At 37.5% G+C, this 20,050-nt stretch carries 23 protein-coding genes; 9 read left to right on the top strand and 14 right to left on the bottom strand.

Annotated features, from left to right (window positions below; all coding sequences use genetic code 11):
• On the top strand, positions 1 to 1,622 hold a 1,622-nt coding region (locus P1K33_RS14190; protein ID WP_284653651.1), incomplete at its 5' end, for a T9SS type A sorting domain-containing protein.
• Positions 1,623 to 1,698: 76 nt separating this feature from the next.
• Here P1K33_RS14190 and P1K33_RS14185 read toward each other — a convergent pair.
• Positions 1,699 to 2,640, bottom strand: coding sequence for a TerC family protein (locus P1K33_RS14185; RefSeq protein WP_284653650.1), 942 nt, complete (start codon positions 2,638 to 2,640; stop codon positions 1,699 to 1,701).
• Positions 2,641 to 2,848: 208 nt separating this feature from the next.
• Between P1K33_RS14185 and P1K33_RS14180 the strand changes: the two genes are divergently transcribed.
• Entirely contained in the window at positions 2,849 to 5,038 is a 2,190-nt protein-coding gene (locus P1K33_RS14180) for a glutamine synthetase III family protein (RefSeq protein ID WP_284653649.1), read from the top strand.
• Between the two features lie 47 nt (positions 5,039 to 5,085).
• Here the strand turns inward: P1K33_RS14180 and P1K33_RS14175 are convergent, their stop codons facing one another.
• From P1K33_RS14175 to P1K33_RS14160, 4 genes are read right to left on the bottom strand one after another with little or no spacing between them, the layout of a single operon-like run.
• Positions 5,086 to 6,117, bottom strand: a complete 1,032-nt coding sequence (locus P1K33_RS14175) for a DUF8740 domain-containing protein (protein WP_284653648.1) — start codon at positions 6,115 to 6,117, stop codon at positions 5,086 to 5,088.
• 2 nt (positions 6,118 to 6,119) lie between these two features.
• Positions 6,120 to 6,572 carry a T9SS type A sorting domain-containing protein gene (locus P1K33_RS14170; RefSeq protein ID WP_284653647.1) on the bottom strand — a complete coding sequence of 151 codons (453 nt, stop codon included), beginning with the start codon at positions 6,570 to 6,572 and terminating at the stop codon, positions 6,120 to 6,122.
• A 50-nt stretch (positions 6,573 to 6,622) separates the two neighbouring features.
• Positions 6,623 to 7,708, bottom strand: coding sequence for a DUF8740 domain-containing protein (locus P1K33_RS14165; protein ID WP_284653646.1), 1,086 nt, complete (start codon positions 7,706 to 7,708; stop codon positions 6,623 to 6,625).
• 2 nt (positions 7,709 to 7,710) lie between these two features.
• Positions 7,711 to 8,163: a T9SS type A sorting domain-containing protein gene (locus tag P1K33_RS14160; protein WP_284653645.1), complete on the bottom strand. Its 453-nt coding sequence runs from the start codon at positions 8,161 to 8,163 to the stop codon at positions 7,711 to 7,713.
• A gap of 112 nt (positions 8,164 to 8,275) precedes the next feature.
• On the opposite strand from P1K33_RS14160, the gene P1K33_RS14155 reads away from it, so the two are divergent.
• From P1K33_RS14155 to P1K33_RS14135, 5 genes are all read left to right on the top strand, one after another.
• On the top strand, positions 8,276 to 9,163 hold the full coding sequence (locus tag P1K33_RS14155) for an OmpA family protein (protein ID WP_284653644.1): 888 nt from the start codon (positions 8,276 to 8,278) through the stop codon (positions 9,161 to 9,163).
• Position 9,164: 1 nt separating this feature from the next.
• Positions 9,165 to 10,007: an OmpA family protein gene (locus P1K33_RS14150; RefSeq protein WP_284653643.1), complete on the top strand. Its 843-nt coding sequence runs from the start codon at positions 9,165 to 9,167 to the stop codon at positions 10,005 to 10,007.
• On the top strand, positions 10,007 to 10,777 hold the full coding sequence (locus tag P1K33_RS14145) for an OmpA family protein (RefSeq protein ID WP_284653642.1): 771 nt from the start codon (positions 10,007 to 10,009) through the stop codon (positions 10,775 to 10,777). The genes P1K33_RS14150 and P1K33_RS14145 overlap by 1 nt, the downstream gene beginning before the upstream one ends.
• Before the next feature lie 186 nt (positions 10,778 to 10,963).
• Positions 10,964 to 12,142, top strand: coding sequence for an AIR synthase related protein (locus tag P1K33_RS14140; RefSeq protein ID WP_284653641.1), 1,179 nt, complete (start codon positions 10,964 to 10,966; stop codon positions 12,140 to 12,142).
• Positions 12,143 to 12,348: 206 nt separating this feature from the next.
• On the top strand, positions 12,349 to 13,002 hold the full coding sequence (locus P1K33_RS14135) for a hypothetical protein (RefSeq protein WP_284653640.1): 654 nt from the start codon (positions 12,349 to 12,351) through the stop codon (positions 13,000 to 13,002).
• A 6-nt stretch (positions 13,003 to 13,008) separates the two neighbouring features.
• Here P1K33_RS14135 and P1K33_RS14130 read toward each other — a convergent pair whose 3' ends face one another.
• Entirely contained in the window at positions 13,009 to 13,407 is a 399-nt protein-coding gene (locus tag P1K33_RS14130) for a GNAT family N-acetyltransferase (protein ID WP_284653639.1), read from the bottom strand.
• Between the two features lie 102 nt (positions 13,408 to 13,509).
• Here P1K33_RS14130 and P1K33_RS14125 point away from each other — a divergent pair, with 102 nt between their 5' ends.
• Complete coding sequence (locus tag P1K33_RS14125) at positions 13,510 to 13,938, top strand: hypothetical protein (protein ID WP_284653638.1); 429 nt, start codon at positions 13,510 to 13,512, stop codon at positions 13,936 to 13,938.
• 8 nt (positions 13,939 to 13,946) lie between these two features.
• Here the strand turns inward: P1K33_RS14125 and P1K33_RS14120 are convergent, their stop codons facing one another.
• The 8 genes from P1K33_RS14120 to P1K33_RS14085 form a co-directional block, all read right to left on the bottom strand.
• Complete coding sequence (locus tag P1K33_RS14120) at positions 13,947 to 14,222, bottom strand: ATP-dependent Clp protease adaptor ClpS (RefSeq protein ID WP_284653637.1); 276 nt, start codon at positions 14,220 to 14,222, stop codon at positions 13,947 to 13,949.
• Between the two features lie 36 nt (positions 14,223 to 14,258).
• Positions 14,259 to 15,092 (bottom strand): 50S ribosomal protein L11 methyltransferase, encoded by an 834-nt coding sequence (gene prmA, locus P1K33_RS14115; protein ID WP_284653636.1) that lies wholly within the window; start codon positions 15,090 to 15,092, stop codon positions 14,259 to 14,261.
• A gap of 64 nt (positions 15,093 to 15,156) precedes the next feature.
• Entirely contained in the window at positions 15,157 to 15,627 is a 471-nt protein-coding gene (locus P1K33_RS14110; RefSeq protein WP_284653635.1) for a hypothetical protein, read from the bottom strand.
• A gap of 154 nt (positions 15,628 to 15,781) precedes the next feature.
• Positions 15,782 to 16,534: a triose-phosphate isomerase gene (gene tpiA / locus P1K33_RS14105; protein ID WP_284653634.1), complete on the bottom strand. Its 753-nt coding sequence runs from the start codon at positions 16,532 to 16,534 to the stop codon at positions 15,782 to 15,784.
• On the bottom strand, positions 16,534 to 17,046 hold the full coding sequence (locus P1K33_RS14100; protein ID WP_284653633.1) for a TlpA family protein disulfide reductase: 513 nt from the start codon (positions 17,044 to 17,046) through the stop codon (positions 16,534 to 16,536). Before P1K33_RS14100 ends, tpiA begins: the two co-directional genes overlap by 1 nt.
• 54 nt (positions 17,047 to 17,100) lie before the next feature.
• Positions 17,101 to 17,427 (bottom strand): hypothetical protein, encoded by a 327-nt coding sequence (locus P1K33_RS14095; RefSeq protein ID WP_284653632.1) that lies wholly within the window; start codon positions 17,425 to 17,427, stop codon positions 17,101 to 17,103.
• A gap of 51 nt (positions 17,428 to 17,478) precedes the next feature.
• Entirely contained in the window at positions 17,479 to 18,567 is a 1,089-nt protein-coding gene (locus P1K33_RS14090; protein ID WP_284653631.1) for a MauE/DoxX family redox-associated membrane protein, read from the bottom strand.
• An 8-nt stretch (positions 18,568 to 18,575) separates the two neighbouring features.
• Positions 18,576 to 19,121, bottom strand: coding sequence for a DUF1599 domain-containing protein (locus tag P1K33_RS14085; protein ID WP_284653630.1), 546 nt, complete (start codon positions 19,119 to 19,121; stop codon positions 18,576 to 18,578).
• 91 nt (positions 19,122 to 19,212) lie between these two features.
• Here P1K33_RS14085 and folP point away from each other — a divergent pair, with 91 nt between their 5' ends.
• A complete protein-coding gene (folP, locus tag P1K33_RS14080) occupies positions 19,213 to 20,043 on the top strand; it encodes a dihydropteroate synthase (RefSeq protein WP_284653629.1) in 831 nt (276 codons plus the stop codon).
• The last annotated feature ends 7 nt before the right edge of the window (positions 20,044 to 20,050 follow it).

The following is a 20,050-nucleotide window of genomic DNA, read 5'->3' as shown; positions in this document are numbered from 1 at the left end:
TATCAGGCGGATGTAACCCACAAGGCAGCTATGGAGAGGTAAGTGCTCCTAATGCATGTGGCGGAACAATCACCGTTACTTATACCGTAACAGATAAATGTTACCAAACATCAACAGTAAGCAGAACATTCACTATTACAGCACCACCTGCATTAGTATTAGGTTCACCGGATTCAACGATTGTTAATTCTTGTGACTATGCAGATCAAGCTGCTTTGGAAGTGGCATTTGCTACATGGTTAAGTCAATTCACAGTAAGTGGCGGATGTGCACCGGTAGGAGATTATGGATCACCACTGGCACCACCATTATGTACAGGAGGAACTACAACAGTAACTTATGCAGTAACTGATAAATGTACTTCTCCATCTGTAACAGAAACATTTACTGTAGTTCCTGCAACGAAACTTGAGATTATCTGCCCTGCAGATAGAACTGTAGAATGTGGAGAAGATGCTGCAACAATTTTTGAAGCATGGAGAGATACATTCGGACATACAGGTGGATGTGCTAATGCAGTATCAACTGATTTATCACAAATTCAAATGCCAGAACCTGGTCAGCCATTAGTAGTTACGTTTACAGTTACTGATAATTGTCAAACTGTTTCATGTACAGCAAGATTCTTTATCAATGAGTGTGCTTACTGTACTTATACCCAAGGTTACTATGGTAACATTAAAGGTTCAGCTTGTACACCGGAAGGTAGCTTAACTAATGCTAAAGCCATTATGATTAATGCGATTACATTAGCTGGAGGAGAATATGATTTTGGTAGTACAGCTACTGGGAACTATTTCAAATTGACATTAGCTGATATAACTAGTAACAACATTTTCAAAATGATGCCAGGTGGAGGGACTCCAAGAGCATTAATTGGATTTGCTACATATTCAGTGCCTTCAACTTATAGTGATAATGATCCGCTTAAAGGAAGTGGTCCACAAAAAGGTAGAATCAATAATGTATTGTTAAGTCAAACAATGGCTTTATTCTTCAATACCCAATTGAATTCAGAATTAGGAGACTTTGAATTAGAACCTAATTTTGTAACTGCAGACACTGGTGTTTGTGGATCGGATACTCCGGTTCCGGGAACTGAAGCAATGTTCAATATTCCTCAGCCTGTAATCAATTATTTGAATGCTAACGGTGGAGCAACAGTTGGTAACTTGTTAGTCTTAGCGAATAGAGCTTTAGGTGGACAAAGCATCGGAAACGTAACACCTGCTCAGGTAAATCAAGCTGTTGATGCAATCAATAGAGGATTTGATGAGTGTAGAGTGTATGTTGGAACTGTTATGCCTGAAGTTCCTTTCACAGGAGATTTAGTTTCTTATATCACATCTAAAACTGAATCAGATGATATGTCTGGAAGCATGAGCGTTAAAGTTTATCCGAATCCATATACTGACAACTTCAACTTGAGTTTGACAACTTCAAACGATAGTAAAGTGACCGTAGCAGTTTATGATATGGTAGGAAGAGTAATTGAAACTCGTGAATTAAGTCCTAGAGAGTCATCAGAAGTGAAAATAGGAGATAAATATCCTTCAGGAGTTTACAACATTGTTGTTACTCAAGGAGAAGATGTTAGAACTCTTAAAGTAGTTAAAAGATAACCTTAAAATAAATTAATCAATAAAAAGCCTCTTCATAATGAAGAGGCTTTTTTTATTTATGAGAATATGAAATTGACTATTCTGAATCACTTTTTCTTATTGAAATTATAATACCGGCTAATAAAGAAAGAGCTATAAATCCTAGTGAAACCCATTCAGGGAATTTATAATGATGAACAATAAGCATTTTGATACCAACAAAAGTCAGGATAGCAATCAAACTATATTCTAAATAACTAAACTTCTCTAACATATTTGCTAAAAAGAAATACATAGAGCGCAATCCAAGAATCGCAAAAATATTAGAGCTGAATACTAAAAAAGGATCTGATGTAATAGCTAATATAGCTGGAACACTATCTAAGGCAAAAAGCATATCCATTACTTCAATCACGATTAGCGCCACAAAAAGAGGTGTAGCTGCTGTGATGTGTTTTCTTTTTACAAAAAAACGTTCATTATCCAAATGATGAGTAATCGGCATCAATTTGCGTAAGTTTCTGTAAACAAAAGATTTCTTTGGATTAAATTCATGCTCTTCTCCTTTAAATAGCATTTTGGCCGCAGTGAAAATCAAGAATGCACCAAAAAGATAAGTCATCCAACTGAACTTGTTAATCAAAATAACACCAAAGAAAATCATCAACCCTCTAAATACAATGGCGCCTAATATGCCCCAAAACAAAACTCGATGTTGGTATTTTGACGGAATCTTGAAGGAAGCAAAAATAACCGCAATCACAAAAATATTGTCCACACTTAAGGATAGTTCAATAAGATAACCGGTGATGAATTTCATCGAAGCCACAGTTGGTGCAATATCTGTCGGATTTGCAACAAGTCCGTTTTTGTATATCCAACCAACGACTATACTAAAGATAAACGAAAGTGAAACCCAAATTCCAGTCCACATTCCAGCTTCTTTTGGCGAGATGATATGAGGGTTTTTGTTGAATACGCCCAGGTCAAGAGCAAGAAATAGAAAAATTAAGGCCAGAAAAACAATCCAAACTATCATGATGTATTTTATTTAGTTGCTACAAATATAGTTGTTTGAATTTTCTGCTGACATATATTAACTATTCTGCAACAAAAGTTTTAAACAATTATTTTTTGATAAATAATCAAATTGACCCCTAAAAAAATAGGGTATATTTATTTTAAAATAAAAATATTGCTATATTTGCATCAAATTATTAGGGTATAACTTTTAAAAAATCAATTTTATGTCAACTTTACGTTTTCAAGCATTAAAAGATGCATCAGGTAGAAAGCCTGTAAAATTTGAAGAAGCTGATAGAAAATCAGCCATTTTCGGAGCCAATGTGTTTAATGATAAAGCAATGAAGCAATATTTAACTTCAGATGCTTATAAAGGAGTGAAAGATGCAGTGCAGCACGGAACTAAAATTGACAGAAAGCTTGCCGATTATATCGCAATGGGGATGAAAGAATGGGCAGTTGCCAAAGGTGTTACTCATTATACTCACTGGTTCCAACCCCTAACCGGAACTACTGCTGAAAAACATGATGCCTTTTTCGAAACATCATATGATGGTTCTGATCCTGTTGAGAAATTTGGAGGTGGCCAATTAGTGCAACAAGAACCGGATGCTTCTTCTTTCCCGAATGGTGGAATCAGAAATACATTTGAGGCTCGTGGTTATACCGCTTGGGATCCAACATCTCCGGCATTTATCTTCGGAACGACTTTGTGTATTCCAACAGTTTTCATCTCTTATACCGGTGAAGCCTTAGATTATAAAACACCACTTTTGCGTGCGCTAAATGCAGTTGACGAAGCAGCCACTGAAGTATGTAAATATTTTGATAAAAACGTTAAAAAAGTAACTGCTACCTTAGGTTGGGAACAAGAGTATTTCTTAGTAGATTCCTCTTTGGCCAATTCCCGTCCCGATTTAGTGATGACTGGTAGAACTTTACTTGGACATACTTCTGCTAAAGGACAACAGTTAGATGACCATTATTTTGGATCGATTCCTTCTCGTGCTTTGAATTATATGAGAGAATTGGAAGAAGAATGTATGTTATTGGGCATTCCGGTAAAAACACGTCATAACGAGGTGGCACCAAACCAATTTGAGTTGGCGCCAATCTTTGAAGAAACCAACTTAGCGGTGGATCACAATTCATTATTGATGGATGTGATGTCAAAAGTAGGGGAACGTCACGATTTCAAAGTATTGTTCCATGAAAAACCATTTAAAGGTGTAAACGGTTCAGGAAAACACAATAACTGGTCATTGGCTACCGATACAGGAGTAAACTTGTTGTCTCCGAGTAAAACACCAATGAGCAACTTACAATTCTTGTCTTTCTTTATCAATACAATCAAAGCCGTTAATGAATATGAAGAATTACTTCGTGCAGCGATTGCAACCGCAAGTAACGATCATAGATTAGGGGCAAATGAAGCGCCACCGGCAATTATCTCTGTATTTATTGGAGAACAATTGACTAAAGTTTTAGCTGAATTGGAAGGTGTTTCTAAAGGGAAATTATCTCCGGAAGAAAAAACTGATTTGAAATTAAATGTAGTGGGTAAAATTCCGGATGTAATGTTGGACAATACCGACAGAAACAGAACTTCTCCGTTTGCTTTCACCGGAAACAAATTTGAATTCCGTGCGGTTGGTTCTTCTGCCAACTGTGCCAATGCGATGACCACTTTGAACTCTATCGTGGCCAAACAATTGAAAGAATTCAAAAAAGAAGTGGACGCTTTAATCGAGAAAAAAGATTTAAAGAAAGACGAAGCGATTTTCAATGTCTTGAGAGAATATATCAAAGGAACCAAAAATATCCTTTTCGAAGGTGATGGTTACAGCGATGCCTGGGAAAAAGAAGCAAAAAAACGCGGTTTGAGCAATCACAAAACAACGCCGGCTGCTTTGAAAGCTAAAGTATCCAAAAAAGCATTGGATTTATTCCACGACTTAAACGTAATGAACCACGTTGAAGTGGAAGCGCGTTACGAGATTGAATTGGAAGAATATACTAAGAAAATTCAAATCGAAGGAAGGGTTTTAGGTGATATCGCCCGTAATCACGTGATTCCAACAGCGATTCGTTACCAAAATACCTTAATTGAAAACGTACGCGGATTAAAAGAAATCTTTGGTAAGGACTTTGAGAAAATTGCCAAAGAACAAATCTTCTTAATCAAAGAAATCTCTTCACATATTGAAGGCATTAACTCTAATGTAGAAGCGATGACAGAAGCGCGTAAAAAGGCAAATGCCCTGACTGATGCCCAAAAAATGGCAGAAACCTACTGTGATAAAGTGAAACCTTATTTCGAAGTAATCCGCGAGCACTGTGATAAACTGGAGCTTTTAGTGGATGACGAAATCTGGACACTAACCAAATACAGAGAATTATTATTTACAAGATAATTCGGTTTAATTAGTTAAAGAAAAACCCGCTCATTGAGCGGGTTTTTTTAATGATCGTTAGAACCGGAAATAATCAATCCATTCGAACCTCCGTCGGCATAACCATTTTGCACGACCCAAGTTCCGGTATTTTTGTTGAATACATAGGTTTTTCCGGCAGATGAGTCCGTAAAAATAAAACTCCCATTTTCACCTCGTATTTCGCCGTCAGCATATCCGTTTTGCATAACCCAGGTTCCGGTGTTCTTGTTAAACGCATAAACTTTTCCGGCCGATGAATCGACAAAGGCAAAATTGCCCTTTGAGCCCGCCATACTGTCGGCATACCCATTTTGCAGAATCCATGTCCCGGTTGTTTTATTAAAGGCATATACTTTACCAGCCGAAGAATCCGTAAAGGCAAAATTTCCATTAGAATAAGTTAACCCATTATCTGCATATCCATTTTGGAATACCCAGCTGCTTGTATTTTGGTTGAAAACATAAACTTTGCCAGCGGATGAATCCGAAAAACAAAAATTGCCTCCCGAACCTTGCAGTGTACCAGTATCGGCATAACCATTCTGCATAACCCAAGCACCAGTACTTTGATTAAAGGCATATACTTTACCAGCGGAAGAGTCTGCAAACGCATAATTTGAAAATTTATTATTCTCAATGCTTTCATTAGCTCCTGAACCTGTTATTCCTCCAGCCATTAATGCATAAGGCACCGAAAGCAATTGGGTTGTCCCAACCAAAACATAAGTCGTTCCTCCGGTCACATCCATTTCAACTTTTAAGAATTTGGAATTGGTAGCCCAATTGATACTGGCAAAAACTCCCGAAACTACTGTTCCCTGGCCAATAACCAAATTGAACAACCCTTGGGGATTTGTTGTTTTTAGCTGGGTTTCAGAATATAAAACAGTTCCTGTAGCTGAAACGTCAAGAACAGAAAGTCTTACTCTTACGTTTGAACTTACCACCGGAGCTCCTGAACCATTCAAAGCTATGGCTTGATATGAAATGCCTTGTGGCACTTGCGCAAAAGTCAAAAAGGAGATAAAAAGCGCTGATAATAGTATTAGTTTTTTCATGATTATCGTTTGATTATTTTAAAGGAATTGATTTTTTTATTGTTGAATCGGATTAAATAAACACCAGCTTGTAATTCGGATAAATCCAAAGCATTGTTAGCGGTAATTTGTTTTTTGGAAACTAATTGCCCCGATAAATTGTATATTGAAACTTTCTCATTCAAAAGATTGGTTTCGGTTTTAAAGTAAACTGTCGCAGTCGTAGGATTCGGGAAAACGGTAATTTTTCCACCAAGTTCCAACTGAGGTACTTCAAGGGTTTGTTGTGTTTGTGCCAGAAGACCAATGATTCCTGTACTGGATTGATTTTGATTCTGTGGGACGACCACAATTTCACCGATTGAGACAGACGAGGAATTGCTGATAATGCTTCCTGAATTAATCGATTGTATAACCGATTGTGAGTTTCCGGAAAAACTAATCATGAGTAAAGTGAGTAATAATAATTGTTTCATTGTCAATATTTTATTTATAAATGGATATTTTTTACTAGTTCCCCTGTTTGCTATTTAGCAGAATCAAAATAAGTTCCACTCATGTTGGCGGATGACCAACTAAAAGATGGTATTCCATCATTATTCGAAACAGGCCCAAAAGTATAGCCTGTGGTTGTAGTAAAAATAGAAAAAAATTCTTCATTTACCCTTGTCTGAATAAAACTACCTGATAATGGTGCTGAAGAATACCAACTGCATGTTGAGGCCGGACTTGAATTCGAAATCGTTTTTCCAAAGCCATAGGCATTAGTAGAGGTAATAACACCAAATCCTCTGAATAATGGGTAAATATCTTTTGGAATGCCTACTATAGGCTGGGTAAACCAATTAAAGGTAAGGACATTGTTCGCGTTTACATTGTATGCAAGGGCGTAAGCATTTGTGGTAGTAAGAACGCCAACCATTCCACCAGAGGAAACTATTTTTATCGGGGTGCCTGTCAAAGCAATACTATACCACTCATCATCAAAAGTATATGGGTTTGTTAACGCAACATAAGCATGGGTTGTGGTCAATACACCTATATTGAAATCACTGCCGACTATTTTTAAGGGTTCTCCTGATATAGCATGAGAACTCCATTGATTAGGCGCATTATTGCCATACAAAAAGGCATAGGCAGTGTCAGATGTTACAAATCCGGGAATTCGGGCTTCCGAATCATTGTATCCAACGATATTCGCAGCTTCAACGCTTTGCGCCGTCTCAGCATACAAAGCATAGGGCACTGAAAGCAATTGGGTTGTCCCAACCAAAGCAAAAGTAGTTCCACCGGTAATGTCTATTTCTACTTTTAAAAATTTAGCATTGGTTTCCCAATTTATCGTCGCAAATGTCCCGGAAATTGGCGTTCCCTGACCAATAGTCAGATTAAATAGGCCTTGGGCAGTTGTCGTTTTCAATTGGGTTTCCGAATATATAACGGTTCCGGAGGCAGAATTGTTTAAAATGGATAGCCTTACATTTACATTTGAATTTGCCACCGGATTCCCGGAGCTGTTCAAGGCAATTGCCTGATAAGAAATGCCCTGAGGTGTTTGGGCAAAGTTCATAAAGGAAATAAAAAGAATTGCAAATAGTAATAGTTTTTTCATAATTATCGCTTGATTATTTTAAAGGAATTGATCTTTTTATTGTTGAATCTGATTAAATAAACACCGGCTTGCAACTCTGTTAAATCCAAAGCATTGTTAGCGGTAATTTGCTTTTTTGAAATCAATTGCCCCGATAAATTGTATATCGAAACTTCCTCATTCAAAAGATTTGTCTCTGTCTTAAAGTAAACTGTCGCAGACGTAGGATTTGGGAAAACTGTAATTTTTCCACCAAGCTCCAACTGAGGCACTTCAAGGGCTTGTTGGGTTTGAGCCAAAAGACCAATGATTCCGGTACTGGATTGGTTTTGATTTTGTGGAACAACCACAATTTCGCCAACAGAAACAGAAGAAGAATTCGTAATGATGCTTCCTGAATTAATCGATTGTATAACCGATTGTGAACTCGCGGAAAAACTAATCAATAGTAAGATGAGAGTTAATAATGACTTCATAATTAAGGGTTTATTTACAAATGTATGAAATATTATTATTGATAATGGGTTATTTTTCTAGCAACAATACTATTTTTACGTAACTTTCGTTATATATAAATAAAGCCAACCGATGTTACGCAAAATTATTATTGTCCTTCTTTTATTCATTACTGCAAATCTTTTTGCACAGGAACAGTTCAGTTTGTATTTTGAGAGTAACAAATTTGAATTGACTAAAAAGGAACAGAACAAACTCAATCAATGGGTTTTATCCAATAACAACAACAAAATTGTAGCCATTCATGGCTTTACCGATGAAGACGGAACCACCGGTTTTAATGATACTTTGGCTCAGAAAAGAGTCAATTTTGTTTTTGAGATTGTAAAGGACCAAATCAAAATCAGGGAAGATTTTAAAACCATCAGTTTTGGTGAAAAGTTCAATCAGTCCCAAAACAAAGCCGAAAACCGCAAAGTAACCCTCTATTACATTCTCGAAAAAGACATCCCGCGCGAGAACGAAATCTTGGGAATTAAACCGGAACTGCTCACAGAAACGCCTAAAGCGGAAATTGATTACCCCGAAAAATTAATCTTTGAAAATCCAAACGGAACTACTTCAGAATTCAAGCTCGACAGGGCTTTTATGAAGCGCATTGGCGAAGCCAAAACCGGTGAAAAGCTCAAAATTGAAAACCTGAATTTTATCATTAATACTTTTGCCGTTGTTCCCGAATCCCGTGGAAAAATGTATGAGCTACTGTTGGTTTTGCAACATAATCCACAGTTGAAAATAGAAATTCAGGGCCACTTGTGTTGCATGCCAAATGACAGACTGGATTTGTCAACCCAAAGAGCCAAGGCGATTTATAATTTTTTGGTTTCCAATCAGATTTATCCGGCGCGTTTGTCCTATAAAGGTTTTGGAAGCACACAGCCGATTTATCCGTTGCCCGAAAAGAATGAAGCAGAGCGTGCTGCCAATCGCCGTGTGGAAATTTTAATTGTCAATAATTAGCATGAGAAAAATTTGTTTTGTTTTACTGTTATTGCCTTTTTTCGGATTTTCTCAAAAGCAGTATGAAGTGTTTTTTGATTTTAATGCCGCTGTTCCAAATCAAGCTTCGTTGACTAAATTAAATCAATGGATAACAGAAAATAAAACCGCTGAAGTAATCAAAGTTTTGGGCTTTTGTGATAGTGTTGATGATAGCCAATACAACAAGGATTTGGCGATGCGAAGAATAAATTCGGTTTTGGCCTTACTTAAAAAAGACACAATCAAGATTAGCGATAAGGTAGAGTTAAAACCTTTTGGCAAAGACTTTAAATATTCCAAAAAGCAGGAAGAGAATAGAAAAGTAGCCTTTTTTTATACGCAGAAAGAAGAAAAGACAAAAGATGAGCAAGCCATAGTAACCAAAGAAGAGGCGGCAATTTCTCCTTTTGACACTCAAGCATTGATTGAAAAAGAAACAGATGAATTGGCAACTAAATTTAAGAAAGCCAAAAAAGGAGATTTGGTAAAAATCAACAACATCAATTTCCGGTTCAATTCAGAAAAAATAGAGGAAGAATCCATGCCGCTTTTGGAAGAATTGCTCCAGGTTATGTATGATAATCCAAAGCTGAGAATAGCTATCCACGGCCATATTTGTTGTAACCCAAACGGAATGGATACTAAATTATCATACAGAAGAGCGATGGTTATTTTTAAGTATTTGGCCAATAATGAAATTGAGTTGTATCGATTGTCTTATAAAGGTTTTGGCAGTAATGATCCAATTTATAAAGTGCCGGAAAGAAACGAAGCAGAACGAAAAGCCAATCGCCGTGTGGAAATTTTAATTGTAGATAAATAATGAAAGCTAAAATTGTCATCTTACTTTTTTTAGTTTCCCTAAACTGTTTGGGACAAAAACAATTTGAAGTTTTTTTCGATTTCAATAAAGACTTTCCAAATCAAAGCTCTATACTATTGCTTAATGAATGGATTGCCAAGAACAAGGAAATAGAAATCACCAAACTCTTGGGTTTCTGTGACAGCATTGATACCAAAGATTACAACAAACACTTAGCCGAAAGACGCATTGAAAGTGTGCGTGAACTTTTGGAGAGAAGTGGTTTGAAATTTAGCCGAAATCTTGATAAAGTGGCTTATGGTAAAGATTTCAAGCAATCCAAAATCCAGGCGGAGAACAGAAGAGTGACTATTTTCTATTCCGAAATTGCAGCCAAGCCCATCGAAAGTGAATTTTCTAAAAAAATAAAGAACACTAAAGTCGGTGAGACAGTCATATTGCCCAATATTTATTTCTTCAACAATTCGGCGCGTATCGTACCTAAGTCAGAAGCTTCTTTGTATGAATTACTCTGTGCGATGCAAGATAATCCCAATCTTAAAATTGAAATACAAGGCCATATTTGTTGCCAAATGGTTAATGACTTCAACAATATTTCCACGGCTCGCGCCCGGGCAGTTTACAATTATCTGTTGCGGAATAAAATCGACAGAAAGCGAATGAAGTTCAAAGGCTACGGAGTGTCGAGACCAATTCATAAAATCCCGGAACAAAACCAAACCGAAGAAGATGAAAACCGTCGTGTAGAGATTCTTATACTTGAGAATTAATATTGCGTCACTTCGCGTGATTTTGCAAAGCAAAATTGTATCGAGAAGCTCCATGCAAATGTTCTCGATACTCGCTTTTCAAGCGAACTCGAACTGACGATTGTTTTAAATCAAAAATCTGCTTTCTGTTTTCTGCTTTCTGCAATCTTTGACTATCTTTGCGCCACAACAACACAACACTGTAAAATGAGCTCTGATAACAGTCAACGCTACAATCTACGCGGAGTTTCGGCTTCCAAAGAAGATGTGCACAACGCCATCAAAAACATCGATAAAGGATTATTCCCAAAAGCTTTCTGCAAAATCGTTCCCGATTACCTGACCAATGACGACAATTATTGTCTGATTATGCATGCTGATGGTGCCGGAACCAAATCGTCTTTGGCGTATATGTACTGGAAAGAAACCGGAGATATCTCGGTGTGGAAAGGCATAGCACAAGACGCCTTGATTATGAATATCGACGATTTGTTGTGTGTTGGCGCAACCGATAACATTTTGCTTTCTTCCACAATCGGGAGAAACAAAAACCTGATTCCGGCCGAAGTGATTTCGGCTATTATCAATGGAACCGAAGAACTGATAGCCGAATTGAAATCTTTTGGTGTAACCATTCATTCTACCGGTGGTGAAACCGCTGATGTGGGTGATTTGGTGCGAACCATCATTGTCGATTCAACGGTTACCGCGCGAATGAAACGCAGCGATGTTGTCGATAATGCCAATATCCAGGCTGGTGATGTGATTGTTGGTTTGGCTTCTTTTGGTCAGGCCAAATATGAAAAAAGCTATAACGGCGGAATGGGAAGCAATGGCCTAACATCGGCACGTCATGATGTTTTTGCCAAGTATTTAGCCCATAAATATCCGGAAAGTTTTGATGCTGCTGTGCCAAACGAATTAGTCTATTCCGGAAGTACAAAATTGACTGACGCAGTCGAAAATTCCCCAATCGATGCCGGAAAACTGGTGTTGTCACCAACACGTACTTACGCTCCAATCATCAAATCAATTTTAGATCAATATACACCCAATGAAATTCACGGTATGGTGCATTGTTCCGGCGGTGCGCAAACCAAAGTCTTGCATTTTGTAGATGACGTTCATGTCATTAAAGACAACTTATTTCCAGTGCCACCATTGTTCAAACTAATCCAGGAAAACTCCAAAACCGATTGGAAAGAAATGTACCAGGTATTCAACTGTGGCCACCGAATGGAATTATACGTTCCGCAAGCCATTGCTCTGGACATTATTGCTATCTCGGAATCCTTTGGTGTTGCGGCCCAGATTGTCGGCAGGGTAGAAGCTTCAGCAAACAAAAAACTCACCATTGAAAGTGAGTTTGGGAAGTTTGAGTATTAAGATATAAGACATTCTTTAGAATAGATGGCACGGAATTTTATTCCGTGTTTTTTATTTGTACCAATTTGTGAAAGCCAATTATGTCACAATAATTTCATTTCAATTTGAATTAAAAATTATTACAGAAAATGAGAATAACGAAACAAAAATATGCGTAACTTTATAATGGGAATGCAACATTATTAACTCTCTAAAACCTAGTTAATATGGAAAAAAATGTACTCCTTCTAATAGTGGTAAACGCGTTTTCTCTTGGCTGTTTTGCCCAATATAACGAACGTTTTCAGATTGATCCCAAAGCGGTCAATTCGAAATTAATCTCCGATCGAATTTCACAAAAAGAACTTGCCATAGTGTCTTACCATGTCGAAGAAAGGATAAACATGCGATTTGGGAGCAGCATCACAACCTATAATGTTCCAAATGTTGACCTGATTAACACCAACGATTTAGGTGAAAATAATACGAGAAAAGTAACGCCAAAATATGCAAGAGTGAGAGCACGCGGACTGAATACCGGACTCTCAAATGCTCTCGTTGCTTCAACTGCGGTCAAACCAATGGAAGTTGATGTGGTCATTCCGGTGGAAAAAAAGACTTTTGTAAAAGTAAATGTCTTAAGAACTTATGAAAGGGTTTTAGAAAAAGGCTATTTGTCTGTGGATATGCTCAGAAAAGTGGCCGATTGGCGGTATTTTGAAGGCGATTTGGAAACCGCTGCCAAATGGTACATCGAATTGCATTGCATGACAAATGATTTAGATGAATTTTTCTATTATCGCTATGCACAATCCCTGAAAGCCATTGGCCAAATTGAAAGAGCCAAGGAAATGATGGTGATATTTGAAAGCAAACGGTAACGAAATTTATCGGGTTCTAAGTATCGTAAATCCCCGGTCTTCTTTAATAAAGCCCACTTTTGGGTAATATTCCATAGCGGTTGGAACCGAAAGTAATAAGATCATGGTTTGCTCCCCAACTTTATCCTTGGTCAATTCAATGAGTTTTTTTCCTATTCCCGATTTCTTGTAGTCCGGGCTGACAGCCAAATCGGCCAGATAACAACTCCAAACCCAATCGGTAATGCAGCGCGAAACCCCAACGAGTTTTTCATTGTCCCAGGCGGTTACAATCAGATTTGAATTCTCATACATTTTCTGTATTCTTTCCTTGTCATTAGTCGGTCTCGGAAGTCCGGCATTGTCATACAGTTCAATCACTTGCTCAGCTGTTGGTATTCTGTCAAAGGTGTAAATGATTTCCATTGTTTTTTTCTTATAAAAATAACAAAATGCACTGAACCAATAGTAGTTTTTGGAATAGTTTAATAAATAAGTAATCGCTAAATTTGTTGCAAATAGAAAACGATGATAATCAATCCTAAAAACGGCGTGGGCCAACTGCTTTTTGGCATGAAACAAAACCATGTAGAAGCCATTTACGGTAAGCCTTCCAAGCAATTCAAAGACGAAGACGGTAATGTGATTTATTTGTATAATGACCAAAAGTTTCGCCTAACGTTCTATGAAGATGAAGCTTTCCGTTTGGGTTATATTATCACTTCAAATACAGAAGCAACACTTTTGAATAAAACAGTTATTGGCAAGAATGTCAATGATATCAAAAACGAATTGCCTTTTAAAAACTGGGAAGAAGAAGATTTTGATTCCACAGAAAATCATTTTAACGAAAGCAATTGGTTAATCCTGCAGGCAGAGTTTGGGGTAATCATTCGTGTAGAAATCGGAGCCATTATCAAAGACAACGACGAGTTTGACTGGAAGTTTAAGGCTTAAATTTTCAATCAGATAATTTCCGCACTCAAACCGGCTTCCAACAACTGAGTACATTGTGGCTTTAGCTCATCATAATGACCGGTTTTCACCGTGCATTTTCCTTTGTAATGAACTAAAATTGCACATTGTTCCGCTTGTTCCGCCGTATGTTGGCAAACGCGAATCAATGTATCAATAACATGGTCAAACGTATTGACATCATCATTATACAATACGATTTCGTTGTTGACTCCAACTTGTTCTTCGACTAAAACGTCTTCTTGTACTTTTTCTATAGTGCTCATTTTCATTTCGTTTTACAACGTGTAAAATTTCAGTGGCTAATTTACATATTTCAGTGAAACCCAATTGTTTCGCTCCAATTTTTTGATGTAAGTCAACCCTTTTTCCGTGCAGGAAGCATCAATAAACGGAATGTCTTCCGTATAGAATCCGCTTAATAACAGGATGCCGTCTTTGTTCAGGCAATCTACATATTGCTGCATATCGTTTAACAGAATATTGCGGTTGATGTTGGCAATGATTAAGTCATATTTTTTGCCTTTCAATAACGCAGCATCACCTTCATAAACGGTGATTTCGTGACAATTATTGCGTTCGGCATTTTCAATTGAATTCAAATAACACCAATTGTCAATATCAATGGCATCAATCGGTTTGGCACCTTTCATTTCGGCTAAAATGGCTAAAATGGCAGTTCCACAACCCATGTCTAATGTTTTCATTCCTGCCACATTGGTTTCCAATAAATGTTGAATCATCATGTGAGTAGTTTCGTGGTGACCGGTTCCAAAGCTCATTTTTGGCTCGATAACAATGTCGAATTCAGCCTCCGTTTTTGGATGGAATGGTGCGCGAACATGGCATTTTCCCTCGACATCAATTGGCTCAAAATTCTTTTCCCATTCTTCATTCCAGTTTACCTGGTCGATTTCTTCAACCGTATAGGAAATGGTAAATTCAGGAGAAGTCAACAAGTAGATATCATTTAGGATGTCTTCGGTCCAAAGGTCTTTTTGGATAAAAGCACTAAAACCATTGTCGGTTTCAATGAAACTTTCAAATGGCTTTTCTCCAAGTTCTGCAATAAGAATTTCAGAACCTAACTCTTTGGGTTCTACCGAAAAATGGTACCCTAAATATATATTTGACATTGTTTATTTTTTTGCAAAGGTAGCAATCGAAAGAGTTACTAAAAAGTGTTTTGCAAAAAGAAATTTAATCTGCTTTAACCATAGAGGTTTTCAAAGTCGCATTCGGGATTTCATCCGGCGCTACAGTGAAAATGATCAGTCTTTTGTAACGTTTGTTATCACCATCATAAAGATATGTCATCGTATTCTCTTTTGGATTATAAGTGATTTTGGCCCTCATGAATTTCGATTGTATAGACCATGAACCTTCGGTTTCAGCATCTTTGGTAAAATTATAAATGGAACCATGGTGCATTCTGATTTGGCCATTGTCAATCATGCTGATGATAATATAACCATTCATTTTTGACCCGATTTCCCGGATGTCAATTACAGAATGTTCATATTCCGTTTCTATCAATTCATATTTTTCAAAGTCGGGATTCCAAACATAATATTTTCTGGTTTCTGACTGGAAACGTTTTTGGGTATCGGTTTGTGCTTGTAGGTTTGATAAGCAGGCAAAAAGGAAGAATAAAATAAACTTGGTTTTCATTGTTGACTTCATTTGATTTGTGACTGGGATAAAAGTATGTATTTCTATCGATAAAGAGCAAATAAAATCGATGAAATACATATAAATAATTTAAAACATAAAAAAAACCTTTCAAATTAATGAAAGGTTTAATCTTGAGTATGTTATTTAATGCTTAAATCGCGCTGGCTATGGCTGCAAAGTCGGTCGCTTTTAAAGCGGCACCGCCAATCAATCCGCCATCAACATCCGGTTTTGAAAAAATTTCCTTGGCGTTTTCGGGTTTTACGCTTCCGCCATATAAAATAGAGACATCTTCAGCAACATCGCTGCCAAATCTTTTTCGGATTGTTTCCCTGATGAATTCGTGCATTTCCTGTGCTTGTTCCGGTGAAGCAGTTTCTCCGGTGCCAATCGCCCAAACCGGTTCGTAGGCCAAAATGATTTGCTCCCAGTCTTTATTTTCCAAATGGAACAAACCGTCACGCAATTGGTTTTCTACCACATTGAAATGCTGTTTGTCCTGACGGTCTTTCAATTCTTCCCCAAAGCAAAAGATAACCATCATATTGTGTTTTAAGGCTGTGGTTGTTTTTTGTGCCAAAAGCGCATCCGTTTCATGGAAATAAGCGCGACGTTCCGAGTGACCGAGAATTACAATGTTTACACCGATGCTTTTCAACATATCGGCTGAGATTTCTCCGGTATAAGCACCGCTTTCATGCTGATGCATATTTTGCGCTGCCACACCAATGTTGGTGAATTCCAAATGGTCTACAGCAGAGGCAAGGTTAACAAAAGTTGGCGCTACAATGATTTGTGCTTCAATGTCATTAGGCAATTTATCAATTAATTCGTTTAATAAATCTTCTGTTTCTTCGGCGTTTTTATGCATTTTCCAATTGCCGGCAACAATCTTTTGTCTCATTATTGTAAGGTTTTTAAAGTAGCGTTTATTTGTTCAAAATCAGTTTCAATGGCTCTGTACGTGATCACTTTTCCGTTTTTATCCAGGATGATATACCTTGGAATCCAGTCTAAATCTATAGATTTTCCGAATTCTCCTTTCATCAATTTAGGATCATTCACCCAGTAATGGTCACCTTTTAATTCGTGTTTTTCAATACCGGTTTTCCATTTGTCATAAGCTTTGTCCATCGAAATAAAAACATAATCGACTTTTGGATTGTTGGCTTGTGTTTCTTTAAATTTTGGCATTGCTTTTATACAATCACCACACCATGAAGCCCAAACTTCAATCACAGTAACATTGCCTTTGTGTTTTTTTAAGATTTTCCCAAAAGTAACTTCGGTACTGTCAACCGTCGTTAATTTTTTGCTTAAACTATTTTTGGTAAATTCAGTTTTTTGACCATTGGTGAAAGCGTAGATTGCTACAACCGCTAGAATTGTAGTAATTCCCAATACAATTTTTTTCATTTTCTTTTTTTTGATAAAGATAGGCAATCTGTATTTTTTGAATTCCTAAAATTTTTATAATTCTTTTTTTGTGTCTTGAGATTTGCTTCTTCGCTGCCCGTCATTCAGATAAAACAATTTGTGTTTTTTTCTTTTGCGCTCTTTTCTTTCTTCTCTTTTTTTAGTGTCATACATGTATTTCAAAATCAATACGATGCCTAAAATCGATAAAAAAGTTAAAGTACTACCAACAAGTATATAAATGGTATTCCCCATGGGAGGATTTTCCATGGTGGATATGTGATTTAAGATGATGTAGCCAAATATGAAAACAACAATACAGAGACCAATTCCGATGAGGCATCTTTCGTGGGTTCTCTTAGACATTATATATTTAATCATGAAATCTATTTTTTAACATCTAAAAATAACAAAAAGAAACATAAGTTGAATTTATTTTTTCAACTCTGCATAAGGTTTGCTGATTAATTTCTGAAAATCGACTACGTCAAACTTGTTATCAGTGATTCCCCAATAGTATTTAAACTCATTTCCGTTCCACAAATATTTCACGCCAGGCGTGTCTTTACCGTTGCCCAGCACTTTCCAGAATTGGATTACACCTATGATTTTATAAGGATATTCCGCTCCGGCTTCTTTGAAAAATGCCGGAATCAAGTCAGCTTCCTCATCCATGAAAATGATGGAAATATCTGGGAAATTCTTTGTGGTTTTTTTCAATTCGGTCAATTCTTTGGCAGCAACGCGACAGTGATCACAGCCGGGAACAAAGAAACAAAGCGTTTTTCTGCCTTTGTCGATATTGGAAAAATACTGCGCATAACCCGATTTGTGTTTTTCAGGTTCTGTTGGTTCCGCTTTGGCTACTTCTTTTATGGCTGCGCCTTTTTCAACGGTGTCTTTTACAATTACCGCTTTAGTGGTATCAATTGTTGTCTCCGGAATGGTATCGGTTGTGGTTTCTTCCGGAGTAGTAACGGTAAATGGATTTTCAATCGGTTGGATTGGTGCCAACATAAATAAGGCCAAAATTGATGCTAAAGTTACCGTACTTAATATCCAGAAATTGTCGTTCTTTTCGTTTGATTTTGGCATAATGATAAACAGCCAAACCAATAAAGCCATTGCCACTACGTTTTTGATAATCGCTTCAATAGGCGTCATCGGTAGCAAACTGCCAAAACAACCACAGTTTCCTGAATTACCGCCATCCTGAATGGTGACGATGGTCAAATGCGTGGTGAAAACGGCCAATAACAATATCGTCGCCGGAATGACAATGCTTCTCAAAAAGTTCTTTTGCAATATCAGAAAGCCTAAGGCAAACTCAATTCCGATTAAAATTCGGGAGAAGAAAGGCGCAAATCCTTCCGAAAAGCCCATTGGATACAATTGTTTTACCTCAAAAGTGGAAATGGCAAAGTAAGGCGATGGATATAATTTGGCGACCGCCGAAAGCAAAAACAGAAAAGCAATTACAATGCGGATTCCCCAGGCAATATTGTTTTTAGATGTGTTCATGTAGTAAATTATTTTTGTCCGAATTGCATCAAAATCAATGCGAAAACCGAGTAATTAATCATGTCCTGATAATTGGCATCAATGCCCTCTGAAACCAAGGTTTTTCCTTGATTGTCCTCTATTTGCTTTACGCGAAGTAACTTCTGCAGAATCAAATCGGTCAACGAACTCACACGCATTTCACGCCAGGCTTCGCCATAATCATGGTTTTTGGCTTCCATTAATGATTTGGTCAAACTCACTTTGGCATCATACAATTCGGTGGCTTTGGCCACATCCAAATCAGGTTGTTCTACGACGCCCAAATCCAATTGGATTAAAGCCATAATCGAATAGTTGATGATTCCAATAAATTCTCCGGTTTCGTCTTCGTCTACTTTGCGGATCTCGTTTTGCTGCAAACTGCGGATGCGCTGCGCTTTAATGAATATTTGGTCGGTTAGGGAAGGCAATCTCAAGATTCTCCAGGCACTACCATAGTCTTTCATTTTGTTGATATAAAGTTGTCGGCAAATTGCGATAACCTTGTCATATTCTTGAGAAGTATTACTCATTTCGATGTATCTTTGTGTCAAATTTTCCCAAAAGTAAAGAATAAAGATTGAAGTACAAAGGACTAAATCTTAGAACTAACTTAAATTGCAAATGACCATTAACTGCCTCGGAACGCTTGTCGATTTGTCTTCTCCCAAAGTCATGGGGATTTTGAATGTCACGCCGAATTCCTTTTTTGACGGCGGAAAATATGCCGATGAGAAAAGTATGCTTTTGCAAGTCGAGAAAATGCTGAACGAAGGTGCCACTTTTATTGATATTGGCGCTTATTCGAGCAAGCCTAGTGCTGAATTTGTTACCGAAGCAGAAGAGATTGAAAGATTGATTCCAATGGTAAAATCGGTGTTGCAACATTTTCCAAATACGCTAATCTCAGCAGATACTTTTCGTGCCAACGTGGCCAAAGCGGCTGTTGAAAATGGCGCCTGCATGGTCAATGACATTGCGGCAGGAAATCTGGATGACAACATGATGCCAACCGTTGCCGAATTGCAAGTGCCTTATGTTATGATGCACATGAAAGGCAACCCGCAAACCATGCAGAGTTTGGTGCAGTATGAGAATATCACCAGAGAAATGTTATCTTACTTTTCGGAAAAAGTGGCTCAGGCACGAAGTTTGGGTATCAACGATTTGATTGTCGATCCGGGATTTGGCTTTGCCAAAACTTTGGAACAGAATTTTGAAGTGATGAATAATCTGGAGTTGTTTCAGGCATTGGATTTACCAATATTGGTTGGCATTTCCCGAAAATCCATGATTTATAAAACCTTGGACACCTCGGCGGAGTTTGCCCTAAACGGCACAACGGTTTTGAATGCGATTGCGTTACAAAAAGGCGCTAATATTTTAAGGGTGCACGATGTAATGGAAGCTGTAGAATGTGTAAAATTATATAATAATTTAAGTCCCCAAAACTAAATTACGA

Source organism: Flavobacterium terrisoli (assembly GCF_030167905.1).
GTDB classification, from domain to species: domain Bacteria; phylum Bacteroidota; class Bacteroidia; order Flavobacteriales; family Flavobacteriaceae; genus Flavobacterium; species Flavobacterium terrisoli.
Note: the sequence above shows the minus strand (reverse complement) of the source record. Positions and strands in the feature narration are given on the sequence as shown.

Bases quoted from the DNA above. Each gene is read 5' to 3' on its own strand.
- P1K33_RS14185 (WP_284653650.1), bottom strand. From the start codon at position 2,640: ATGATAGTTTGGATTGTTTTTCTGGCCTTAATTTTTCTATTTCTTGCT.
- P1K33_RS14180 (WP_284653649.1), top strand. From the start codon at position 2,849: ATGTCAACTTTACGTTTTCAAGCATTAAAAGATGCATCAGGTAGAAAG.
- P1K33_RS14175 (WP_284653648.1), bottom strand. From the start codon at position 6,117: ATGAAAAAACTAATACTATTATCAGCGCTTTTTATCTCCTTTTTGACT.
- P1K33_RS14170 (WP_284653647.1), bottom strand. From the start codon at position 6,572: ATGAAACAATTATTATTACTCACTTTACTCATGATTAGTTTTTCCGGA.
- P1K33_RS14165 (WP_284653646.1), bottom strand. From the start codon at position 7,708: ATGAAAAAACTATTACTATTTGCAATTCTTTTTATTTCCTTTATGAAC.
- P1K33_RS14160 (WP_284653645.1), bottom strand. From the start codon at position 8,163: ATGAAGTCATTATTAACTCTCATCTTACTATTGATTAGTTTTTCCGCG.
- P1K33_RS14155 (WP_284653644.1), top strand. From the start codon at position 8,276: ATGTTACGCAAAATTATTATTGTCCTTCTTTTATTCATTACTGCAAAT.
- P1K33_RS14150 (WP_284653643.1), top strand. From the start codon at position 9,165: ATGAGAAAAATTTGTTTTGTTTTACTGTTATTGCCTTTTTTCGGATTT.
- P1K33_RS14145 (WP_284653642.1), top strand. From the start codon at position 10,007: ATGAAAGCTAAAATTGTCATCTTACTTTTTTTAGTTTCCCTAAACTGT.
- P1K33_RS14140 (WP_284653641.1), top strand. From the start codon at position 10,964: ATGAGCTCTGATAACAGTCAACGCTACAATCTACGCGGAGTTTCGGCT.
- P1K33_RS14135 (WP_284653640.1), top strand. From the start codon at position 12,349: ATGGAAAAAAATGTACTCCTTCTAATAGTGGTAAACGCGTTTTCTCTT.
- P1K33_RS14130 (WP_284653639.1), bottom strand. From the start codon at position 13,407: ATGGAAATCATTTACACCTTTGACAGAATACCAACAGCTGAGCAAGTG.
- P1K33_RS14125 (WP_284653638.1), top strand. From the start codon at position 13,510: ATGATAATCAATCCTAAAAACGGCGTGGGCCAACTGCTTTTTGGCATG.
- P1K33_RS14120 (WP_284653637.1), bottom strand. From the start codon at position 14,222: ATGAGCACTATAGAAAAAGTACAAGAAGACGTTTTAGTCGAAGAACAA.
- prmA (WP_284653636.1), bottom strand. From the start codon at position 15,092: ATGTCAAATATATATTTAGGGTACCATTTTTCGGTAGAACCCAAAGAG.
- P1K33_RS14110 (WP_284653635.1), bottom strand. From the start codon at position 15,627: ATGAAAACCAAGTTTATTTTATTCTTCCTTTTTGCCTGCTTATCAAAC.
- tpiA (WP_284653634.1), bottom strand. From the start codon at position 16,534: ATGAGACAAAAGATTGTTGCCGGCAATTGGAAAATGCATAAAAACGCC.
- P1K33_RS14100 (WP_284653633.1), bottom strand. From the start codon at position 17,046: ATGAAAAAAATTGTATTGGGAATTACTACAATTCTAGCGGTTGTAGCA.
- P1K33_RS14095 (WP_284653632.1), bottom strand. From the start codon at position 17,427: ATGATTAAATATATAATGTCTAAGAGAACCCACGAAAGATGCCTCATC.
- P1K33_RS14090 (WP_284653631.1), bottom strand. From the start codon at position 18,567: ATGAACACATCTAAAAACAATATTGCCTGGGGAATCCGCATTGTAATT.
- P1K33_RS14085 (WP_284653630.1), bottom strand. From the start codon at position 19,121: ATGAGTAATACTTCTCAAGAATATGACAAGGTTATCGCAATTTGCCGA.
- folP (WP_284653629.1), top strand. From the start codon at position 19,213: ATGACCATTAACTGCCTCGGAACGCTTGTCGATTTGTCTTCTCCCAAA.